Annotated in this window: 19 protein-coding genes and 1 tRNA gene; 5 read left to right on the top strand and 15 right to left on the bottom strand. The window is 73.0% G+C overall.

Annotation, left to right across the window (positions count from 1 at the left end):
• Positions 1–81: 81 nt before the first annotated feature.
• The 3 genes from V6U86_RS09485 to V6U86_RS09475 form a co-directional block, all read right to left on the bottom strand.
• Positions 82–546: a MarR family winged helix-turn-helix transcriptional regulator gene (locus V6U86_RS09485; RefSeq protein WP_334500912.1), complete on the bottom strand. Its 465-nt coding sequence runs from the start codon at positions 544–546 to the stop codon at positions 82–84.
• A gap of 56 nt (positions 547–602) precedes the next feature.
• Entirely contained in the window at positions 603–1,775 is a 1,173-nt protein-coding gene (locus V6U86_RS09480; RefSeq protein ID WP_334500910.1) for a PP2C family protein-serine/threonine phosphatase, read from the bottom strand.
• A 71-nt stretch (positions 1,776–1,846) separates the two neighbouring features.
• On the bottom strand, positions 1,847–2,593 hold the full coding sequence (locus V6U86_RS09475) for an SAM-dependent methyltransferase (RefSeq protein ID WP_334500907.1): 747 nt from the start codon (positions 2,591–2,593) through the stop codon (positions 1,847–1,849).
• Positions 2,594–2,709: 116 nt separating this feature from the next.
• Between V6U86_RS09475 and V6U86_RS09470 the strand changes: the two genes are divergently transcribed.
• The 3 genes from V6U86_RS09470 (at position 2,710) to V6U86_RS09460 (ending at position 4,376) form a co-directional block, all read left to right on the top strand.
• Complete coding sequence (locus V6U86_RS09470; RefSeq protein ID WP_334500905.1) at positions 2,710–3,591, top strand: universal stress protein; 882 nt, start codon at positions 2,710–2,712, stop codon at positions 3,589–3,591.
• A gap of 99 nt (positions 3,592–3,690) precedes the next feature.
• On the top strand, positions 3,691–3,903 hold the full coding sequence (locus tag V6U86_RS09465; protein ID WP_088989541.1) for a phosphatidylethanolamine-binding protein: 213 nt from the start codon (positions 3,691–3,693) through the stop codon (positions 3,901–3,903).
• Complete coding sequence (locus V6U86_RS09460) at positions 3,900–4,376, top strand: hypothetical protein (protein ID WP_334500898.1); 477 nt, start codon at positions 3,900–3,902, stop codon at positions 4,374–4,376. The genes V6U86_RS09465 and V6U86_RS09460 overlap by 4 nt, the downstream gene beginning before the upstream one ends.
• A 4-nt stretch (positions 4,377–4,380) precedes the next feature.
• Here V6U86_RS09460 and V6U86_RS09455 read toward each other — a convergent pair whose 3' ends face one another.
• Positions 4,381–4,584 (bottom strand): hypothetical protein, encoded by a 204-nt coding sequence (locus V6U86_RS09455; protein ID WP_091397934.1) that lies wholly within the window; start codon positions 4,582–4,584, stop codon positions 4,381–4,383.
• Positions 4,585–4,718: 134 nt separating this feature from the next.
• Between V6U86_RS09455 and V6U86_RS09450 the strand changes: the two genes are divergently transcribed.
• The gene (locus tag V6U86_RS09450) at positions 4,719–5,369 is read left to right on the top strand and encodes a hypothetical protein (RefSeq protein WP_334500893.1); all 651 of its coding nucleotides are present in this window, start codon (positions 4,719–4,721) and stop codon (positions 5,367–5,369) included.
• 5 nt (positions 5,370–5,374) lie between these two features.
• Here the strand turns inward: V6U86_RS09450 and V6U86_RS09445 are convergent, their stop codons facing one another.
• From V6U86_RS09445 to V6U86_RS09425, 5 genes are all read right to left on the bottom strand, one after another.
• The gene (locus V6U86_RS09445; RefSeq protein ID WP_124774058.1) at positions 5,375–5,560 is read right to left on the bottom strand and encodes a hypothetical protein; all 186 of its coding nucleotides are present in this window, start codon (positions 5,558–5,560) and stop codon (positions 5,375–5,377) included.
• Between the two features lie 72 nt (positions 5,561–5,632).
• Positions 5,633–6,910, bottom strand: a complete 1,278-nt coding sequence (locus V6U86_RS09440) for a hemolysin family protein (RefSeq protein WP_334500891.1) — start codon at positions 6,908–6,910, stop codon at positions 5,633–5,635.
• Between the two features lie 79 nt (positions 6,911–6,989).
• A complete protein-coding gene (locus tag V6U86_RS09435) occupies positions 6,990–7,187 on the bottom strand; it encodes a hypothetical protein (RefSeq protein WP_030327722.1) in 198 nt (65 codons plus the stop codon).
• 58 nt (positions 7,188–7,245) lie between these two features.
• Positions 7,246–7,995, bottom strand: coding sequence for a hypothetical protein (locus V6U86_RS09430; RefSeq protein ID WP_334500884.1), 750 nt, complete (start codon positions 7,993–7,995; stop codon positions 7,246–7,248).
• Positions 7,996–8,050: 55 nt separating this feature from the next.
• Complete coding sequence (locus V6U86_RS09425; RefSeq protein WP_334500881.1) at positions 8,051–8,659, bottom strand: TetR family transcriptional regulator; 609 nt, start codon at positions 8,657–8,659, stop codon at positions 8,051–8,053.
• Positions 8,660–8,755: 96 nt separating this feature from the next.
• Between V6U86_RS09425 and V6U86_RS09420 the strand changes: the two genes are divergently transcribed.
• Entirely contained in the window at positions 8,756–9,796 is a 1,041-nt protein-coding gene (locus tag V6U86_RS09420) for an NAD(P)-dependent alcohol dehydrogenase (RefSeq protein WP_334500879.1), read from the top strand.
• A gap of 24 nt (positions 9,797–9,820) precedes the next feature.
• Here the strand turns inward: V6U86_RS09420 and selB are convergent, their stop codons facing one another.
• The 6 genes from selB to V6U86_RS09390 all read right to left on the bottom strand — a co-directional run.
• A complete protein-coding gene (gene selB, locus V6U86_RS09415; RefSeq protein WP_334500876.1) occupies positions 9,821–11,599 on the bottom strand; it encodes a selenocysteine-specific translation elongation factor in 1,779 nt (592 codons plus the stop codon).
• Between the two features lie 2 nt (positions 11,600–11,601).
• Positions 11,602–12,906 carry an L-seryl-tRNA(Sec) selenium transferase gene (selA, locus tag V6U86_RS09410; RefSeq protein WP_334500874.1) on the bottom strand — a complete coding sequence of 435 codons (1,305 nt, stop codon included), beginning with the start codon at positions 12,904–12,906 and terminating at the stop codon, positions 11,602–11,604.
• A gap of 20 nt (positions 12,907–12,926) precedes the next feature.
• Positions 12,927–13,022, bottom strand: a tRNA-Sec gene (locus V6U86_RS09405).
• A gap of 13 nt (positions 13,023–13,035) precedes the next feature.
• Positions 13,036–14,289 (bottom strand): NrfD/PsrC family molybdoenzyme membrane anchor subunit, encoded by a 1,254-nt coding sequence (gene nrfD, locus V6U86_RS09400; protein ID WP_334500872.1) that lies wholly within the window; start codon positions 14,287–14,289, stop codon positions 13,036–13,038.
• A complete protein-coding gene (locus V6U86_RS09395; protein ID WP_334500870.1) occupies positions 14,286–15,272 on the bottom strand; it encodes a 4Fe-4S dicluster domain-containing protein in 987 nt (328 codons plus the stop codon). Before V6U86_RS09395 ends, nrfD begins: the two co-directional genes overlap by 4 nt.
• Positions 15,244–16,387 (bottom strand): molybdopterin dinucleotide binding domain-containing protein (locus tag V6U86_RS09390; RefSeq protein ID WP_334500867.1); only part of this gene is annotated, 1,144 nt, incomplete at its 5' end. The genes V6U86_RS09395 and V6U86_RS09390, both read right to left, overlap by 29 nt.

Below are 16,387 nucleotides of genomic sequence, written 5' to 3'. Positions count from 1 at the left end.
TCGGTGCGGCTGTGCCGCACTGTGGCGTGGATCACCACGCGTAAAGCGTCCTAGGATACCGATGTGAGGAAGGGACGCCGCTCAGGCGGTCTGCACCGCGGAGTCGGTGTGCTGCTGCTCGGGCACCGAGTTCGCCGCCCGCGCGAACCCGACCAGCGCCAGCAACAGCTCGTGCTGCATCCGCACCGGCATCCGGTCCAGCACCGCCTGCACCGCACGCTGTCGCCGCTCGGCCAACTCCCCCAACAGGGTCAGCGCGGCGGCGGTCAGCACCAACCGCACCTCACGCCGGTCCCGCGGATCGGCAACCCGACGCAACAGCCCGGTCGCCTCCAACCGGTCGCACAGGCGGCTCGCCGACGAGGGCACCACGTCCAGCAGCTCGGCCAACCCGTTGACGTTGGTCTCCGATCGAGCGCTGATCAGCGTGAGCACCCGCAACTGGGTGGGCGGCACCTGGTGTCGCGACGCGGCCGAGTCCAGTACCGCGATCAACGATCCGGCGGCCGTTTCGATCGCCGCGGCGAGATCCGCAGGTCGCTCCACCTGATGTCCCCTGCCGTTGTCGCGCTGGTGCCCGCCCGGCAACGCGGCCGCGGTTCTCACCCCGTGCCCTGTTCGCGTGGACCGTGCCAGTCCAGACAGACCACGACGGCGTCGTCGCGCAGGTCGGAATCCGCGTGATAGGCGTGCAGTTCGCGCATCACCGTACCAACCGCCTCGGCCGGCGGCTGCAACCGCGTGGCGCGCAGGGAACGAGCCATCACCCGCTGCCCGTACGGCTCCTGCCCCGGCGGCTCGGCGGCCCACACCCCATCGCTGACCACGAAGAGGCGGTCGCCGGGGGCCAGTTGCACCTCCTGAAGCTCGTAGCGGGTCTCGGCGAACATGCCCAGCGGCAGCTGCTGATCCAGCTTCATCGGCTCGACCGTGGACCCGCGCATCCGCAACAGATGGGGGGAACCCGCGTCGACCGCCCGCACCAGGCCGGAACGGGTGTCGACCTCGAGCAGCAGGGTGGCCACGTACCGGGCGCCCCGGTGTTGGTAGAAGACCGTGTCCGAGGCCAGCTCAGCCTGTTCCACCAGGCCACCACCGGAGCGACGGGCGTTGCGCATCGCGTTGACCGTGACGGCGGTCAACAGCGACGCGGCCAGTCCGGTGCCCTCGCCGTTGAGCACCGTCACGGTGAGACGGTCGCCGTCCAGCGACCAGTCGAAGTGGTCGCCGCCCACCGTGTACGCCGGTTCGAGCTGACCGGCCAGATCGAACGCGTGGTGCGCCACACCGCGACCGGGCAGCAGATCCCACTGCATCTCGGCGGCCATCGTCAGTCGCTCCCGCCGGCGGGCCCGCCGGTAACGGTCGGTCTCGCGGTCCGCCGCGCGCATCGCCACCGCCAGGGCGTCAGCGACGTCTGTGGCATGACCGGTGACCGCCGGATTCGGTACGGCCGGCAGCTCGATCAGCAGCACACCCAACCGCTCCCCCCACACCGTCAACGGCAGGTAGAGCCGGCAGGGGCCGTCGCCGTCGCGTACCGGTTGCTGGCTGCTGAAGCAGCGCTGCGCCACGGTGTGACAGGCCAGGAACCCACCCGCCGGCAGGTCCGGGTCCAGCACCGGCCAGAGGCCGCTGATCCGGTAGTCGGCGACGAAGACGTCGGTGCGCAGCGCGCCCATCGCCGACCGGATCGCCCGGTCCGCCGCCTCCGCCAACTGGTCGGGTGGGGCCTCGCGCAACGCGCGCGACACCACGTCCGGCGCGTCAACCATCGTCGCCCTCCCCAGAAGCTTGCTACAGGGCAAGCATCATACGGGCGCCCTCGAACGGATGATCGGCGCGGTCACTCACCCGCGCGGGTCGCGAGCACACCGTGGAACGCGTCGGGCACCCGCGCCGACGGACCTTCCGGCCGCCACTCGGCGACCGGGACGATCCCGTCGGCCGTCGGCGCCCACCGACCCAGCAGGGGCGCGAACGCCGCCGGCGCGCGCATGTGGAACTGCGGCCCCATCATGGCCAGCGCCTGCGGATGACCTGCCAGCTCCTCGGTGTCGAAGTCCACCGCGAGCAGGCTGCCCGGCGCCGCGGCGGCATACAGCTCGTCGAGGGTGCGGGTCAGCGTGGCGTCGTCGAGGAACGCCGCCAGGCCGAGGAAGATCACCCCGACCGGCCGGCGCCCCCAGCCCGGCACGAAGCGGTGCAGCTGCGCCGGGTCGATCGTGCCGATGTCGGTCGCGTCGCCGAAGCCGTAGCCGGCCCGGTCGCTGCCGGCGAGGATGCTCTGCCCCAACCGGATGGTCACCGGATCGACATCGGTGTAGAGCACTGTCGCGTCGGTGGCGACCTCGTGCACATTGCCCATCGTCGGCACCCCGGCGCCGAACACCAGGAAACCGTCCACGCCCTCGGCGGCCATGGCCCGCACCGCCCGGCCCAAAAACGCCCGCAGCTCCCGGAAGATCGACGCGCACGGCCCGTACGCCTGCTCGAAAGCGTTCGCGGCGGCCACGTCCACCGGGAAGTGATGCTGCCCGCCGAGCCAGAAGTCGATCATGCGAGCGGTGCTGGGCTGGTCTGGTTCACCCATCGGCGACGCTCCCTCCCCGGCCGGTCCTCGCCAGCGTACCGACCGGGCCGCGCTCAGCGGTATCGCGGCGCGGAGGCGTCCGGGCCCGTGATACTGGCCGCGAGTGGAGGTGGGCGGTGAACTCGGCGAACAACGCGGCGGTGGTGGTCGGCGTCGACGGCTCGGAGTCGGCGCTGCGCGCCGTGCGCATCGCCGCCACCGAGGCGGCGCGCCGGAACCGGGCACTGCGGGTCGTGCACGGCTTCATCTGGCCGCTGTTGCACGTACCGGTCTCCCCCGCCCCGGACGCGCCGCCCGGCGGTGGGTTGCGCCACCGGGCCGAGGAGTTGGTCGAGGCCGCGGTGAACGAGGCCGAGGCGACCGTGCCCGGGTTGTCGATCTCCGGCGAGATCATCGACGGGGAGGCCGCCGCGGTGCTGGTGGGCGAGTCCCCCACCGCCGCGCTCATCGTGCTCGGCGACCGCGGGCTGGGCGGGTTCTCCGCGCTGGTGGTCGGCTCGGTCGCGGTGCAGGTCGCCGCGTACGCCGACTGCCCGGTGCTCGTCGCACGCGGCGCGCAACGCCCCGACGAGCCGGTGCTCGTCGCGGTGGACGGTTCGGAGGCCTCCCGGCGGGCGGCGGACTTCGCCGCCGAGACGGCCGTGTCGCTCGGCGTGCCACTGGTGGCGGTGCACGCCTACCGACACCCCGGCAGCAGCGGGCCCGGCGACATGCAACCCCTGGTGTACGACGAGGCGAAGCTGCGCGGCGAGCAGGAGCGGATGCTCGCCGGGTGGCTGACCGGGCTCACCGAGGAGCATCGGGGTCTGCGGTTGACGTGCCGGGTGGTCCATGGTCGACCCGGCACGGTGCTCGCCGAGGCGTCGGGCTCCGCCCAACTGGCGGTCGTCGGTGGGCGCGGGCGCGGCGAGGTGACCGGGTTGCTGCTGGGGTCGGTGAGCCAGTCGATGCTGCACCACGCGCAGTGCCCGGTCGTCGTGGTCCGCGCCCCCCACTGACCCGCTGGGGTTGGTCCGCCGCCAGACGGGTAGACGGCCGCGGTACGCCCAGCGGACGGTGGGCAGCACCAGGTGCCCAGACCGACGAAGGAGGCACAGATGCCAGGACCACGGCCGGGCAGTAACGCGTACGACAAGCAGCGGGCGCGGTTGCGCAACGCGATCGACGACTCCGGACGCCGAGTGCCCGACGGCAAGGCCAACCAGGTCGCCAACCGGATTCTCCAGGAGGATCGGGGTCAACGAGGTGTGGTACGCGGTGACCGCACGTACGGCCCGAAGAGCGAGCGCGAACCGGGCGACCCGAAGTGAGGAGGGTCGACGTGGCCGACGGCGCGATCGCGGGCGCCGTCGGCAGCACCGCGCTGAACGTGGTCAGCTACCTCGACGTGGCGCTGCGGGCCCGACCGCAGAGCGACGTCCCACAGGAGACCGTCGACCGGCTGGCCGGGATCGCGCACGTGAACCTGGGCAACGGGGCCCGGGCGGCCAACCGCCGCTCGGGCCTCGGGCCGCTGATCGGGTACGGGCTGGGCATCGCCGCGGGGGTGGGGTTCGCCCTCTACGCCGGCGGTCGACGCCAACCGTTGCCGGTCGCCACCGGCCTGCTCGGCGCGGGCGTCATGACCATGACCGACGGGTCGATCACCGCGCTCGGGATCAGCGACCCGCGTACCTGGCGGCGCTCCGACTGGATCTCCGACATCATCCCGCACCTCGCGTACGGGCTGGCGGCCGCCGTCACCTGGAACAGGTTGCGGCGGCCGCCAGGTCGCAGCCGCTAATCGGTCAGCGGGTGTCGCTGTCGTCCTCGGCCACGGGCTCACCGGCCGGGCCGTACGGCGACACCTGCCCCTTGGGCACCGGTCGACCCTCGTCGCCGCGCGACGAGCCACGGTTGAGCGGGTGCCCGGTCGGCTTCGGGCCCTTGCTGTCCTGGCTGGTGGCTCCCTTGGCGTTGCGCCGGAACTCTTCCTGCTGCGGATTGACCACGGGTGTCTCCCTTCCGGGTACGGCAGGCGGCATCGACCGCCTCCAAAGCCGGCATACCCGTCCGCCCCGGTGGCATTCCGGCCACGGTCGACGGCGCGACGGCTACCGGGCCGTCAAGTGGGTAACCCGTCGGGGTGGGTAATGACCGAAGTGTGGTGCGGGTGCTGCTCGACCGGCGGGGCCGCACGTACGCCGAGGAGGCCGGCATCCGGCTCTCCGACCGGCCTGGGCCGCTCTACCAGCTGCTGGTGCTGACCACGCTGCTGAGCACCCGGATCCGGGCGTGTGTGGCCGTGGACGCCGCCCGGGAGTTGTTCGCCGCCGGCTACCGCACCCCACAGGCCATGGAGGCGGCCAGCTGGCAGGAGCGCGTCGACGCGCTGGGCCGGGGCCACTACCGCCGCTACGACGAGCGGACCGCCACCATGCTCGGCACCGGTGCCCGGCTGTGCCTGGACCGCTGGCACGGTGACCTGCGACGCCTGCACCGGGAGGCCCGGGGTGACAGTGCCGGGCTGCGGCGACGACTCACCGAGTTCCCCGGCATCGGCCCCACCGGAGCGGACATCTACCTGCGCGAGGCGCAGTCGGTCTGGTCGGATGTGCGCCCGTACGTTGACCGTCGGGCCCTGGCCGGGGCGAAGCGGCTGGGTCTGCCGGGGTCTCCGGACCGGCTCGCCGGTCTCGTCGACGAACCGGACTTCGGCCGGCTCGCCTCAGCGCTGGTGCGGGTGGCGTTGGGTGAGGAGTCCGCCGGTGAGGTCACCCGCGTCGCCGCCCGGTGAGGCGCTCACTTCACCGTCTTGTCCCCCGGACGGGTCAGGTGCCACACCAGCAACGCGGCGAGCAGCGCCAGGATCACCACCCCGCCGGATATGCCACGGCCCTCCTCGGGACTGCGCCCCGCGCTGCCGAAGTAGATCACCGCGAGGCCGGCCAGCACCGTGACGAACGTCCGCAATCCTCGGTCCTTCACGTCTGGCACGGTAAGCGGACCGCGTCCCCCGCCTTGTCGATTTGGACCTTCTGTCATTCTTGTGGGTGATTGTCAGCGCTCGGTGACGAACCCACAGAGCCGCACCCGGCGCACCGCCCGGTCGGCGACCTCCACCACCTGCAGGGTCAGCCCGGGCAGCCGCACCGTCTCACCCGGGGAGTCCGGCAGGTGCCGCAGCCGGGCCAGCACCAGACCAGCCACGGTGGTGTAGTCCCGGGACAGCGGAAAACTCAGCCGGACACCCAGGTCGGGCAGGTCGTGCAGAGGGAAGTCACCGGGCACCAGCAGGGACCCGTCCGGCTCCCGGACGACCCCGCGCACGTCACGGTCGGTCTCGTCGTACAACTCGCCGACCACCTCGGCCAGCAGATCCTCCATCGTGATCATGCCGTCGATGCCGCCGTGCTCGTCGACGACCAGGGCCAGTTGCTGATGATCCTGCCGCAGCTGACGCATGGCGTCGGCGACCGGCAGGGTCACCGGCAGAAGCAGCGGCGCCCGGACCCGCTCGCCCACCGGGGCGCTGCCGGCCCGCACCAGGTCGCGGATGTGCACCACCCCGAGCACCTCGTCCAGGCCGCCGGGGCCGGTGACCGGAGCGCGGGACCGCCCGGCGGCGGCCAACTGGCGGACCCCGTCGTCGGCGGCCAGGCTGGCCGGCAGCGTGGTCACCTCCCGGCGGGCCACCAGGATCTCCCGCAGTGTCCGGCCGGCGATGTCGAACGCGCCGGTCAGGATCTCGCGCTGCTGGGCCGACAGGCCACGCTGGCTGGCCAGCATCTCCCGCAGCTCCTCCTCGGTCATCTCCTCCCGGTTGGCCCGGGGGTCACCACCGGCGAGCCGCACGACCGCGTCGGTGGCCCGGCTGAGCAACCACACCGCCGGCCGGGATACCCGGGCGAGCAGATCCAGCGGGCCGGCGCTCAGCAACGCCCACCGCTCGGCCCGCTGCATGGCCAGTCGCTTCGGGGCCAACTCCCCGAGCACCAGCGTGACGAACGTCAGCAGCACGGTCACCAGAAGCACCGCGGCGGGACGCGCCGCCCCGCCGAGGAAACCCAACGGCCCGACCAGCGGACCGGCCAACGACACCGCAGCCGCCGCCGAGGCGAGAAACCCCGCCAGGGTGATACCGAGCTGAATCGTGGCCAGGTAACGGTTCGGGTCGCGGGACAACTGCACCAACCGGTCACCGGCGCGGCTGCGCCGGCCCAACCGCCGCAACTGCCCCTCGCGCAGGGTCACCAGGGCCATTTCGCTGCCGGAGAGCGCGGCGTTGACCAGCACCAGCACCGCCACCAACGCCAGCTGCCCGAGCTGACCGCCCATCGCGCACCCCCGTCCGCCGCCTGAGGTCACTCAACCGCAGCGGGACGCACCGCGGGCGCGGTTTGCGCCCCCGCGCCGCTCAGTCGACCTCCAGGTCGTCCAGTGAGATGGCATGGGTCATCAGCCAGCGGGCCAGCGCCGACATCCCGAACAACCACAGCGGCACGGACTCGGTGGGGCCATTGGTGGCGTAGATGGCAAAGCGCAGATCCGGCGCGCGGTACGCCTCGATCCGCCACCGGTGCTGCCGGTCCCGCCAGACCGCCGAAGGGTCCATGGCGTCACCGTAGGTGACCACCGCCGACCTCGGGGTCGGTTGGGTCAGCACCGCCGGCTCAGCCCGGCACCACAGTCGTTCCGACCACGATGCGGGCGACGGACACCAGAAGGGAGATCCCGACTCCGGCGAGGATCAGCCAGCCGACGCCCCGCCACCCCGAACCCCGGCCGAGTACCGGCACCGGCGGCGGCCTCCACAACTCCCGGTAGGTCCAGGCCAACACACCCACCCCGAACGGCAGCAGCCCGACCCAGAACCAGAACCACCGGGTACCGGCCAGCGGCGGCGCACCGCCGATCAGCCGGCCCAGCCACAGCACTGTCAGCACGCCAGCGAGCAGACTCGCGGCGTCCCTGATCCGGTGCAGGGTGACGTCGCCCGCGGGCGTGGTCTCCGAAATGGCGGCGAGCTGGGCGTCCCGCCCGCGCGGCCCGGCACTCGACGACGGGTCTGGCTCGCCGAGGTACGGATCGGAGGCGGGCGGTGCGCCGAAGGCGTAGCGGGTCTGGCCGTTCCGCACCGACCAGACGAGCAACCCGCCGTCCGGCGCATACCGCGACCGGGGCCGGCTCCCCCAGTACGCGCCGCCGTCGTCCCAGCCGTTCGCCCGATGGAAGGCCACCACCTGGCCGGTCGCCAGATCGCGGTCGAGGTGGGCTTCGGTCGACTCGCGGGGCTCCACCCACCAGGCCAGAGGCGCCCACAGCACCCAGAGCACCGGCAGCCCCCAGCGCAGCGCCACCGGGACGATCTCCCGCCACCGGCCACCGAACGGCCGCGACCGGGACGGGGACACCTCGACCATCAGCCCACCGTCGCACCCCGACGCGATCCTGTCAGCCCCGGATCGGTCGCGGCGGTCAGCGGTCAGGTTGATCCTGGTCCGTCGGCACGGTGGCTCGCCGGACGCACTCGCGAAGCAGAGCACGACGTCGGGAGTGCACGTCGTCGGGTTCCTGACTACTGGCCGCATAGACGTTGCTCACCGGCGACCAGGCCATGGACATCGCGATGACCAGGGCCATGATGTCGAACGGGTCACCACCGCGGATCCGGCCGGCGGCCTGGGCCTCGGCGATTGCCGTGAGCTTGCGATCGTCGTAGTGCTGGTGGCTCTCGACGAGGTGTCCGGCGGGCCGGCGTTCCAGCCGCGTCCACGTCGCGAGCCGGATGAGGTCGGGGCGGCGCAGGTATTCGTCGTAGAGGCGAACGGCCCAGTCCGCGAGATCGTCGGCGTCGATGGGCACGACGTTGGTGATGCGTTCCAGCGAGCTGAGGAAGATCGCGTCGAAGAGTCGTTCCTTGTCCCCGAAGTAGGCGTAGAGCTGCGCCTTGTTGGTGCGGGCCGCCGTCACGATGCGTTCGACGCGAGCCCCGGCGATGCCGTGTTGGGCAAACTCCTCGGTGGCGGCGTCCAGGATGCGCTGGTAGGTCGCGGCACCTCGCGAGGTCAGGGGCTGCTCCGGCATGTCTCCACACTAGCAAAACAGAACAGTTGGTTTGCATCGGCCCGCCGGCCGACCTAGGCTGCAACAGACCGAACAGTCTGTTTAGTGGAGGCGATGATGCGAAGGACCACTGGATGGCGAGCGACCGGCCCGACGGAGCTGCGGCGAACCACGATCGAGCGCCGTGACCTACGCCCAGACGACATCGCGGTGCGGGTCGACTACTGCGGGGTCTGCCACAGCGACCTGCAGGCCCTGCGCGACCACGACCAGCACACCAACGCGCCACTGGTACCGGGTCACGAATTCACCGGCGTGGTGACCGGCACCGGCCCCGAGGTGACCACCTTCTCGATCGGCGAGAGCGTCGCGGTGGGCAACATCGTCGATTCCTGCGGCACCTGCGCCATGTGCGCAGCCGGACAGGAGAACTTCTGCCACTCCTTCCCGACCCTGACCTACGGCGGCACAGACCGGCAGGACGGGTCGACGACCCTGGGTGGCTTCTCCCGCGAATACGTCGTGCGGAACACCTTCGCCTACCCGCTCCCCGCCGGCCTCGACCCGGCCGCAGCCGCCCCGCTGCTGTGCGCCGGCGTCACCGTGTGGGAGCCCCTGCGCTCTCATCGCGTCGGCCCAGGCACTCGCGTCGCGGTGGCCGGGCTCGGCGGCCTGGGCCACCTCGCGGTCAAGATGGCCGTGGCACTCGGCGCTACCACGACCGTGATCAGCCGCACCCTGGACAAGCGGGACGGCGCCCGTCGGCTCGGCGCACACGATTTCGTCGACTCCACCGACCCCCAGCAGATGGCTGCGGCCCGCGACGCCTTCGACCTCGTCATCGACACCATCTCCGCACCGCACGACCTCGCCCCCTATCTGAAGCTCGTAGCGATGGACGGCACCCTCAGCCTGCTCGGATACCTGGGGCCGGTGACCGTCGAAACCACCGACCTGCTCGTCGGCCGCAAGAAGCTCAGCTCCGCCGGGAGCGGAGGCCGCCGCTCGACAGCTGAGATGCTCCAGTTCTGCGCCGACAACGGCGTCACCGCCGACATCGAGGTACTCACGTCGGCGCAGGTGGGCACGGCACTCGACCGCCTCCGGCGAAACGACGTCCGCTACCGCTTCGTGCTGGACCTGTCCGACCTGGACTGAAAGTGGTTGGCGAGGTCGTGGCGCTCAGGTGACGACGACCCGTGCGTCGTCGGGCAGTCGGCGGGTCGCACCCCGCCGGTCCAGCAACTCCAGCAGGGGCACCGCCACCCGGCGGGTGGTGTCCAACGCCTGCCGGGCCGCGGAGAGGGTGAACGGCTGCGGCAGCCCGGCCAACACCCGCACCGCGTCGTCGAGCGCGTCGGGCAGCAGCACCACGTTGTCGGCCAACCGCAGCAGGGCACCAGCCCGCACCGCCGCGCCTATCTCCCGGGGGCCCAGACCCAGGTCGACGAGGCGGTCCGCTTCGGGGGCGCGGAACGGTCGGTCGCCGTACTCGGCGCGAACCCGCTGCACAGCCCGGGCCACCGGTTCGGGCAGCGCGTCGGCGCTCGCCGCCCCGACCCGGCCGGCGTGGATCCGCAGCGGCGGCCGGACCAGCGCCTCGACCAGCACCCGGTCGGGCAGGGCGAGGCGCTGCCGCAGCGCGTCCACCGGCATCCCGGGCTCCAACGGGTGCTCCCGCGCGTGGCGGGCGACCTCCTCGGTCAGCCGCTCGCCGAGCCGCCGCCAGTACGCGGGGTCGGCCAGCCAGTCACCGGCCACCGGCTCGGCGAACGCCGGCTCCCCCGGCTCGGCGTGCACCGGAACCCCCATCCGGATCAACGCGCCGGCCCGGATCAGCCGACGCCGACGCAACTCCCCCGCCAGGTCGGGTCGACCGTCCAGCTCGGCGAGGACCTGCGCGCGGGCGGCAGCCGCGCCGCGTCGCGCCAGCGGTGGGGGCGCCACGTCCAGCACCCGCACCCCGCCGCTGACGTGGTGGCGGCCCGGGTCCCGCAGCAACGCCCGGTCAGCCACCAGCAACGGCAGCGGACGGGCCAGCCGCAACCGCACGGTGTCCGGGCCGAGTGGGCGCACCCGCACCGGCACCGCCGCCGACCCGACGTGCAGGGTGAGGGTGGCCGGCAGGTCGGCGGCCGGGTCGCCGGCGAGCCGGACGTCGACCAGGTCGGTGTGGTGAAACCGGCCCGGGGTGAGCAGCGCGTCGCCCCGGCCCAGCCGGTCGCGGGGCGTACCGCGCAGGTTGACCGCCACCCGGGCGACCGCCGCCGCCTCCGGTCGGGCCTCGCCCAGAGAATGCAGGCCACGGACCCGGACAGGTTCGTCGGCACCGGCCAGTTCCAGTTCGTCGCCCACCCGCAGCCGGCCGGCGCCGAGGGTGCCGGTGACCACGGTGCCGCTGCCTCGCACGGTGAAGCTGCGGTCCACCCAGAACCGCACCGGGTCATCCACCACCGGCGCGGGCAGTCGGGCGGCGAGCCGGTCCAGGGCGGCCCGCAGCTCCGGCAGGCCGGCGCCGGTCAGGCCACTGACGGCCACGGCAGGCACCGCGCCGAGGCTGGTCGCGGCGATCTCGGCCCGGGCACGGGCCGTCGCCGGCCCCGGATCGGCCAGGTCCGCGCGGGTCACCGCCAGCAGGCCGTACGCGACACCGAGCGCGTCGAGCGCGGCCAGGTGCTCGGCGGACTGCGGCATCCAACCCTCGTCAGCGGCCACCACGATCAGCGCCGCCGGGACCGGGCCGACCCCGGCGAGCATGTTCGGCACGAACCGCTCGTGCCCGGGTACGTCGACGAACGCGACGGTGCCGCCGGACGGCAACGTCGTCCAGGCGAAACCCAGGTCGATGGTCATCCCCCGGCGGCGTTCCTCGGCCCACCGGTCGGGTTCCATGCCGGTCAACGCCCGGACCAGTGTCGACTTGCCGTGGTCGACGTGCCCGGCGGTCGCGACGACGAACACGTTCAGTCGTCCCCGGGGACGTGCAGCACCGCCGCGCGGACGGCCTCGTCGGCGTCGGCAGGCACACAGCGCAGGTCGAGCAGGAGCCGGCCGCGCACCACCCGGCCGAGGATCGGCGGGTCTCCGCCGCGCAGCGGCGCCGCGTACCGCTCGGGCAGGCTCAACGCCCACGAGTCCAACTCCACCCCGGGGGCGCCGCCGCCGCCAACCACCGCGACGGCCGGCACCACCTCCGCCTTGCGGCCGTCCACGCCGAGCCGGTCGCGCAGCCGCTCCACCCGTTCGCGCAGGGCACCCGGGTCGGCGTGCAGCGCCACCCGGGTCGGGGTGTCCGGTTGGTGCAGGGTGGCGGCCAGCGCGGCCAGGGTGAGCTTGTCCACCCGCAGCGCCCGGGCCAGCGGGTGGCGGCGCAGCCGGTCGATCAGCTCGACGTCACCCAGCAGCAGCCCCGCCTGCGGCCCACCGAGCAGCTTGTCGCCGCTGGCAGTGACCAGCGCGGCGCCCGCGCGCAGGGTGCTGGTCGCGTCCGGTTCGTCGGGCAGCAGCGGGTCCGCGCCGAGCAGACCGGAGCCGATGTCCGCGACCACCGGCACCCCGAGCGTGGCGAGTTGCCGAACACCGGTGGCGGAGGTGAAGCCGGTGACCCGGAAGTTCGACGGGTGCACCTTGAGCACGAAGCCGGTCTGCGGGCCGAGCACCGCCGCGTAGTCCCCGAGGGTGGTGCGGTTGGTGGTGCCCACCTCGCGCAGCCGCGCACCGGTGCTCTCCAGCAGGTCAGGCAGGCGGAAACCGTCGCCGATCTCGACCAGTTCGCCCCGGCTGACCACGATCTCCCGGCCGGCGGCCAACGCGGTGGCCGCCAGCACCAGCGCGGCGGCACCGTTGTTGACCACGTGCACGGCGCCCGCGTCGGGCACGGCGGCGGCCAACGCGTCGAGCGCGCCCCGGCCCCGGCGGGCCCGCCGGCCGGTGGCCAGGTCCAACTCGACGTCGGTGTGCCCGGCGGCGGCCACCACCGCGGCGACCGCTGCGGACGACAACGGCGCCCGGCCCAGGTTGGTGTGCAGCACGACACCGGTGGCGTTGAGCACCACCCGGGGGCCGGGGGTGGGCAGCGCGGCGACCGCGGCGTCGCGTACCTCGTCGGGGTGCAGCTCACCGCGGCGGGCACGGTCCTGGGCGCGGGAGACGACCGCCTTGACCTGGTCCCGGCCGAGGGTCACGGTGGCGGCGGCCAACACCGGATCGGCGAGCAGCGTGTCCGTACGGGGCACCCGGCGTCGCGGGTCCACCGGGCCGTCGCCCATCACGTCATCTCCAAGCGGTGTGGCGGAGACGGACGGGAATCGAACCCGCCTGGCCCGGGTCCCGGACCACTCCGGTTTTGAAGACCGGGAGGGGCACCAGCCGCCTGAACGCCTCCACCGGACATTCGATCACACCGTGGGCGGTGCCGCCCGATTAGGTGGAAGATCCATGCTGCTTCGTCGGGCTTCGACCCGTTCGCGCTGGGGCACCACCGTGTACCGGGGGTCGCGGGCCGAGGCGACGCCGCCGTAGAAGATGCCGAACCGGGTCAGCACCGACGCGGCCAGCAGCGCGGTACCGGAGAGCGCGCCGACCACCCGGCTGCGCCGGCCCAGCAACGCACCCGCCACCCCGCCGGCGGTCAGCAGCCGCCCGGCGCGCAGCAACCGACCCGGCCGGCCCAACCGGTAGGGCTCGCTGAGCAGGCCGAGGCGGGTCTCCACCCGATGTGCGCCGTACAACTCCAGGGCCGCGCCGGCCACCGCCATCCGGCGGGCGGGCCCGGCCTGCGCCGGCGGCGCGGCGAGCAGACCCACGCCGGCGCCGCTGGCCAGCGCGCTGCCCGCGAAGATCACCGGCAACTCGGGGTACGCCTCATGCCACGACGGCACCGCCGTGTCGGCCAGCAACACCCCGGTGTACGTGGCCAGCGCCGGCGCGGTGCCGGCGGCGACCAGCCCAGCGGCGTGCCCGATCGGCGGCAGCACCCGGCCGGCCAGCCCGAGCAGACCGTCCCGGGGCAGCGCACCGGCGGCCTCGGCGATCGCGGCGACGCCCGCCGCTGGCCCGTACGCGGTGAGGATCCAGGTGCCCATCGACATCGGTGAGGTCGGCTTGGCCACCCGGAGCATGTGGTGGAACCGCGCCGGGCGGCCCAGGTCCTTCACCAGGAAGACGGCGCTGGCGCTGACGGCGGCCAACGCGGTGACCCGACCGGCGCGGCGCAGCGCGGGCCGCCCGGTGAGCTGCCCGCCCGCGGCGAGCAGCGACGAGCCGCCGGCCAACCCTCCGGTGAACAGGTACGCGGCGATGTCCCACTTCCAGACCGGCCCCTTGAGAACGGGCCGACCGTAGTAGGACGTGAACTCGGCCTCCGGCACCCGCAGTTCCTCGCCGCCACCGCCGCGCCGCCCGCGCCGCCGGCCGGAGCGTTCGGTCGTTCGCCGCGCCGTCAGGTCGCCGCCCGCGGCCCTGTTGCCGCCGCCGGCCCTGTTGCCGCCCGCGGCGTCCCGGTCCTTCGGGTGGTCGCCGCCGACCGCAGGCTCTGCACCCCCCACTGCGCCGGGTCGCTCGTCGCTCACCCGTGGTGGGTCGCCGCCGTCGGCGGCGAGCCGCTCCCGGAAGCGACGAAACCGGTCGCCGACCGGGCCCGGTGGGGTCATGAGGAACCTCCGACGAACGCGGCGACGGTGGCCGCCGCCATGGCGAGCGCGGCGAGGCCGGCCCGTTTCCACATCTTCGGCAGGTCGCGGGTGGTCACGACCGGGTCAGGTGGCAGCCCGTACACCTCGGGCTCGTCGAGGAGCAGGAAGAACGCCCCGTCACCACCCACACCGTCGTTCGGGTCGTGCCCGTACAGCCGCGCCTCGGGAACACCCCGGTCGTGCAGCGTCTCGACCCGGGCGGCAGCGCGTTCGCGCAGCTCGTCGAGGGGCCCGTACTGGATCGACTCGGTCGGGCACGCCTGCGCACACGCCGGAGTCATCCCCGCACCCAACCGGTCGTAGCACAGCGTGCACTTCCACGCCCGACCATCGCCCTTACGCTGATCGATCACCCCGTACGGGCAGGCCGAAATGCAGTAACCACACCCGTTGCAGATGTCCTCCTGCACCACCACCGTCCCGAACTCCGTCCGGAACAAAGAACCCGTCGGACACACGTCCAGACACGCGGCATGCGTGCAGTGCTTGCAGACGTCCGACATCATCAGCCACCGAAAATCGGTGCGACCCTCCGCACCGGACCCCCGCCCCGGCGGCTGCGCCCCCGGCATCCCCAGGAACTGCGGTCCCGCGTCGACCGGCCCGTCCGGGCCAGCGTCCACCGGCGAGCCGAGGACGTCCGCCGGCGAGGCGCGATGCCCGGCCGGGCGGGGTTGCTCAATGAATGCCACGTGCCGCCAGGAGTTCGCGGTCAGGGCGCCGGTGTTGTCGTACGACATGCCGAGCAGGTCCAGGCCGTTCTCCGGCACACCGTTCCACTCCTTGCAGGCGACCTCGCAGGCTTTGCAACCGATGCAGACGCTGGTGTCGGTGAAGAACCCCATCCTCGGCGGCGCGTTCTCGTAGCCCGCGTCGGGCGCCGGGTCCAGCGGACCGTACAGGCTGTTCGGGTCAGGAAGCACCGTGCTCCTTCCCCTCATCGTCGACCGTCACGGCCGGGACGTGCTGGCCCGGGTTGATCCCGGCGCGCCGCTGGTAGTCGGCCACCAGGTCGAGCAACGCCGGCCCGGCCGGACGGCGGCCCGGCCGCACGTCGCAGGTGCCCACCTTGCTCTCCTGGATCAGGACGTTCGGGTCGAGGCTGATGCCGAACAGGTCGTTGGCCGAGTCGCCGGTGACCAGGCCCTCGAAACCGAAGTGGTACGGCAACCACACCTGGTGGATGATCCGACCGTCCACCCGCAGCGGGGTGAGCCGGTCGGTCACCAGCACCTTCGCCTCGATCACCGCACGGCCGCTGACCAGGTGTGCCCAGCCCAGGTGGTCCAGCCCACGCTCGACCGCCAACTCGGGCGACACCTCGACGAACATCTCCGGTTGCAGCTCCGCGAGGGGTGACACGGTCCGGCTCATCGCGCCGGCCGTGTGGTGCTCGGTGAGCCGGCTGACCGTGAACACGTACGGGAACACCTGATCGTGCTCCTGCGGCGGGCTCGGGTTCACCGAATTCACCGGATGCGCGTACATCTTGCGGGTCGGGTTGGCCTGCTGGCGGTAGAGCGGGTTACGCACCGGCGACTCCACCGGCTCGTAGTGCGTCGGCAGCGGGCCGTCCAGGACACCGCTGGGCGCGTACAGCCAGCCCTTGCCGTCGCCCTGCATGACGAACGGGTCGTCGCCGGCGATGCCTTCCGGGCCGGACGCGCCGGGTGGCGGCCGGTACGACGGCGGTTTGGTCTTCTCGAAGTCCGGCACGTCGTAGCCGGTCCACTCGGACTTCTCCGCGTCCCACCACACGTAGCGTTTGCGTTCACTCCACGGGTTGCCGTCCGGGTCGGCGGAGGCGCGGTTGTAGAGGATTCGCCGGTTCGCTGGCCACGCCCAACCCCACTCGGCGGCCACCCAGTCCTGCTCGTGTCGGGACTTTCGGCGGGCCGCCTGGTTCACGCCGTCCGCGTACACCCCGGTGTAGATCCAGCAGCCGACGGCAGTGGAACCGTCCGCGCGGGCCTGCGCGAAGCTGGACAGTGGCCGGCCGGTCGACACGTCGTACCCGTTGATTTCGCGCAGCACCGCCTCGGCGCTCGGCTCCGCG

The organism is Micromonospora sp. CPCC 205558, assembly GCF_036902955.1.
Taxonomy (GTDB): Bacteria; Actinomycetota; Actinomycetes; order Mycobacteriales; family Micromonosporaceae; genus Micromonospora.
Note: the sequence above shows the minus strand (reverse complement) of the source record. Positions and strands in the feature narration are given on the sequence as shown.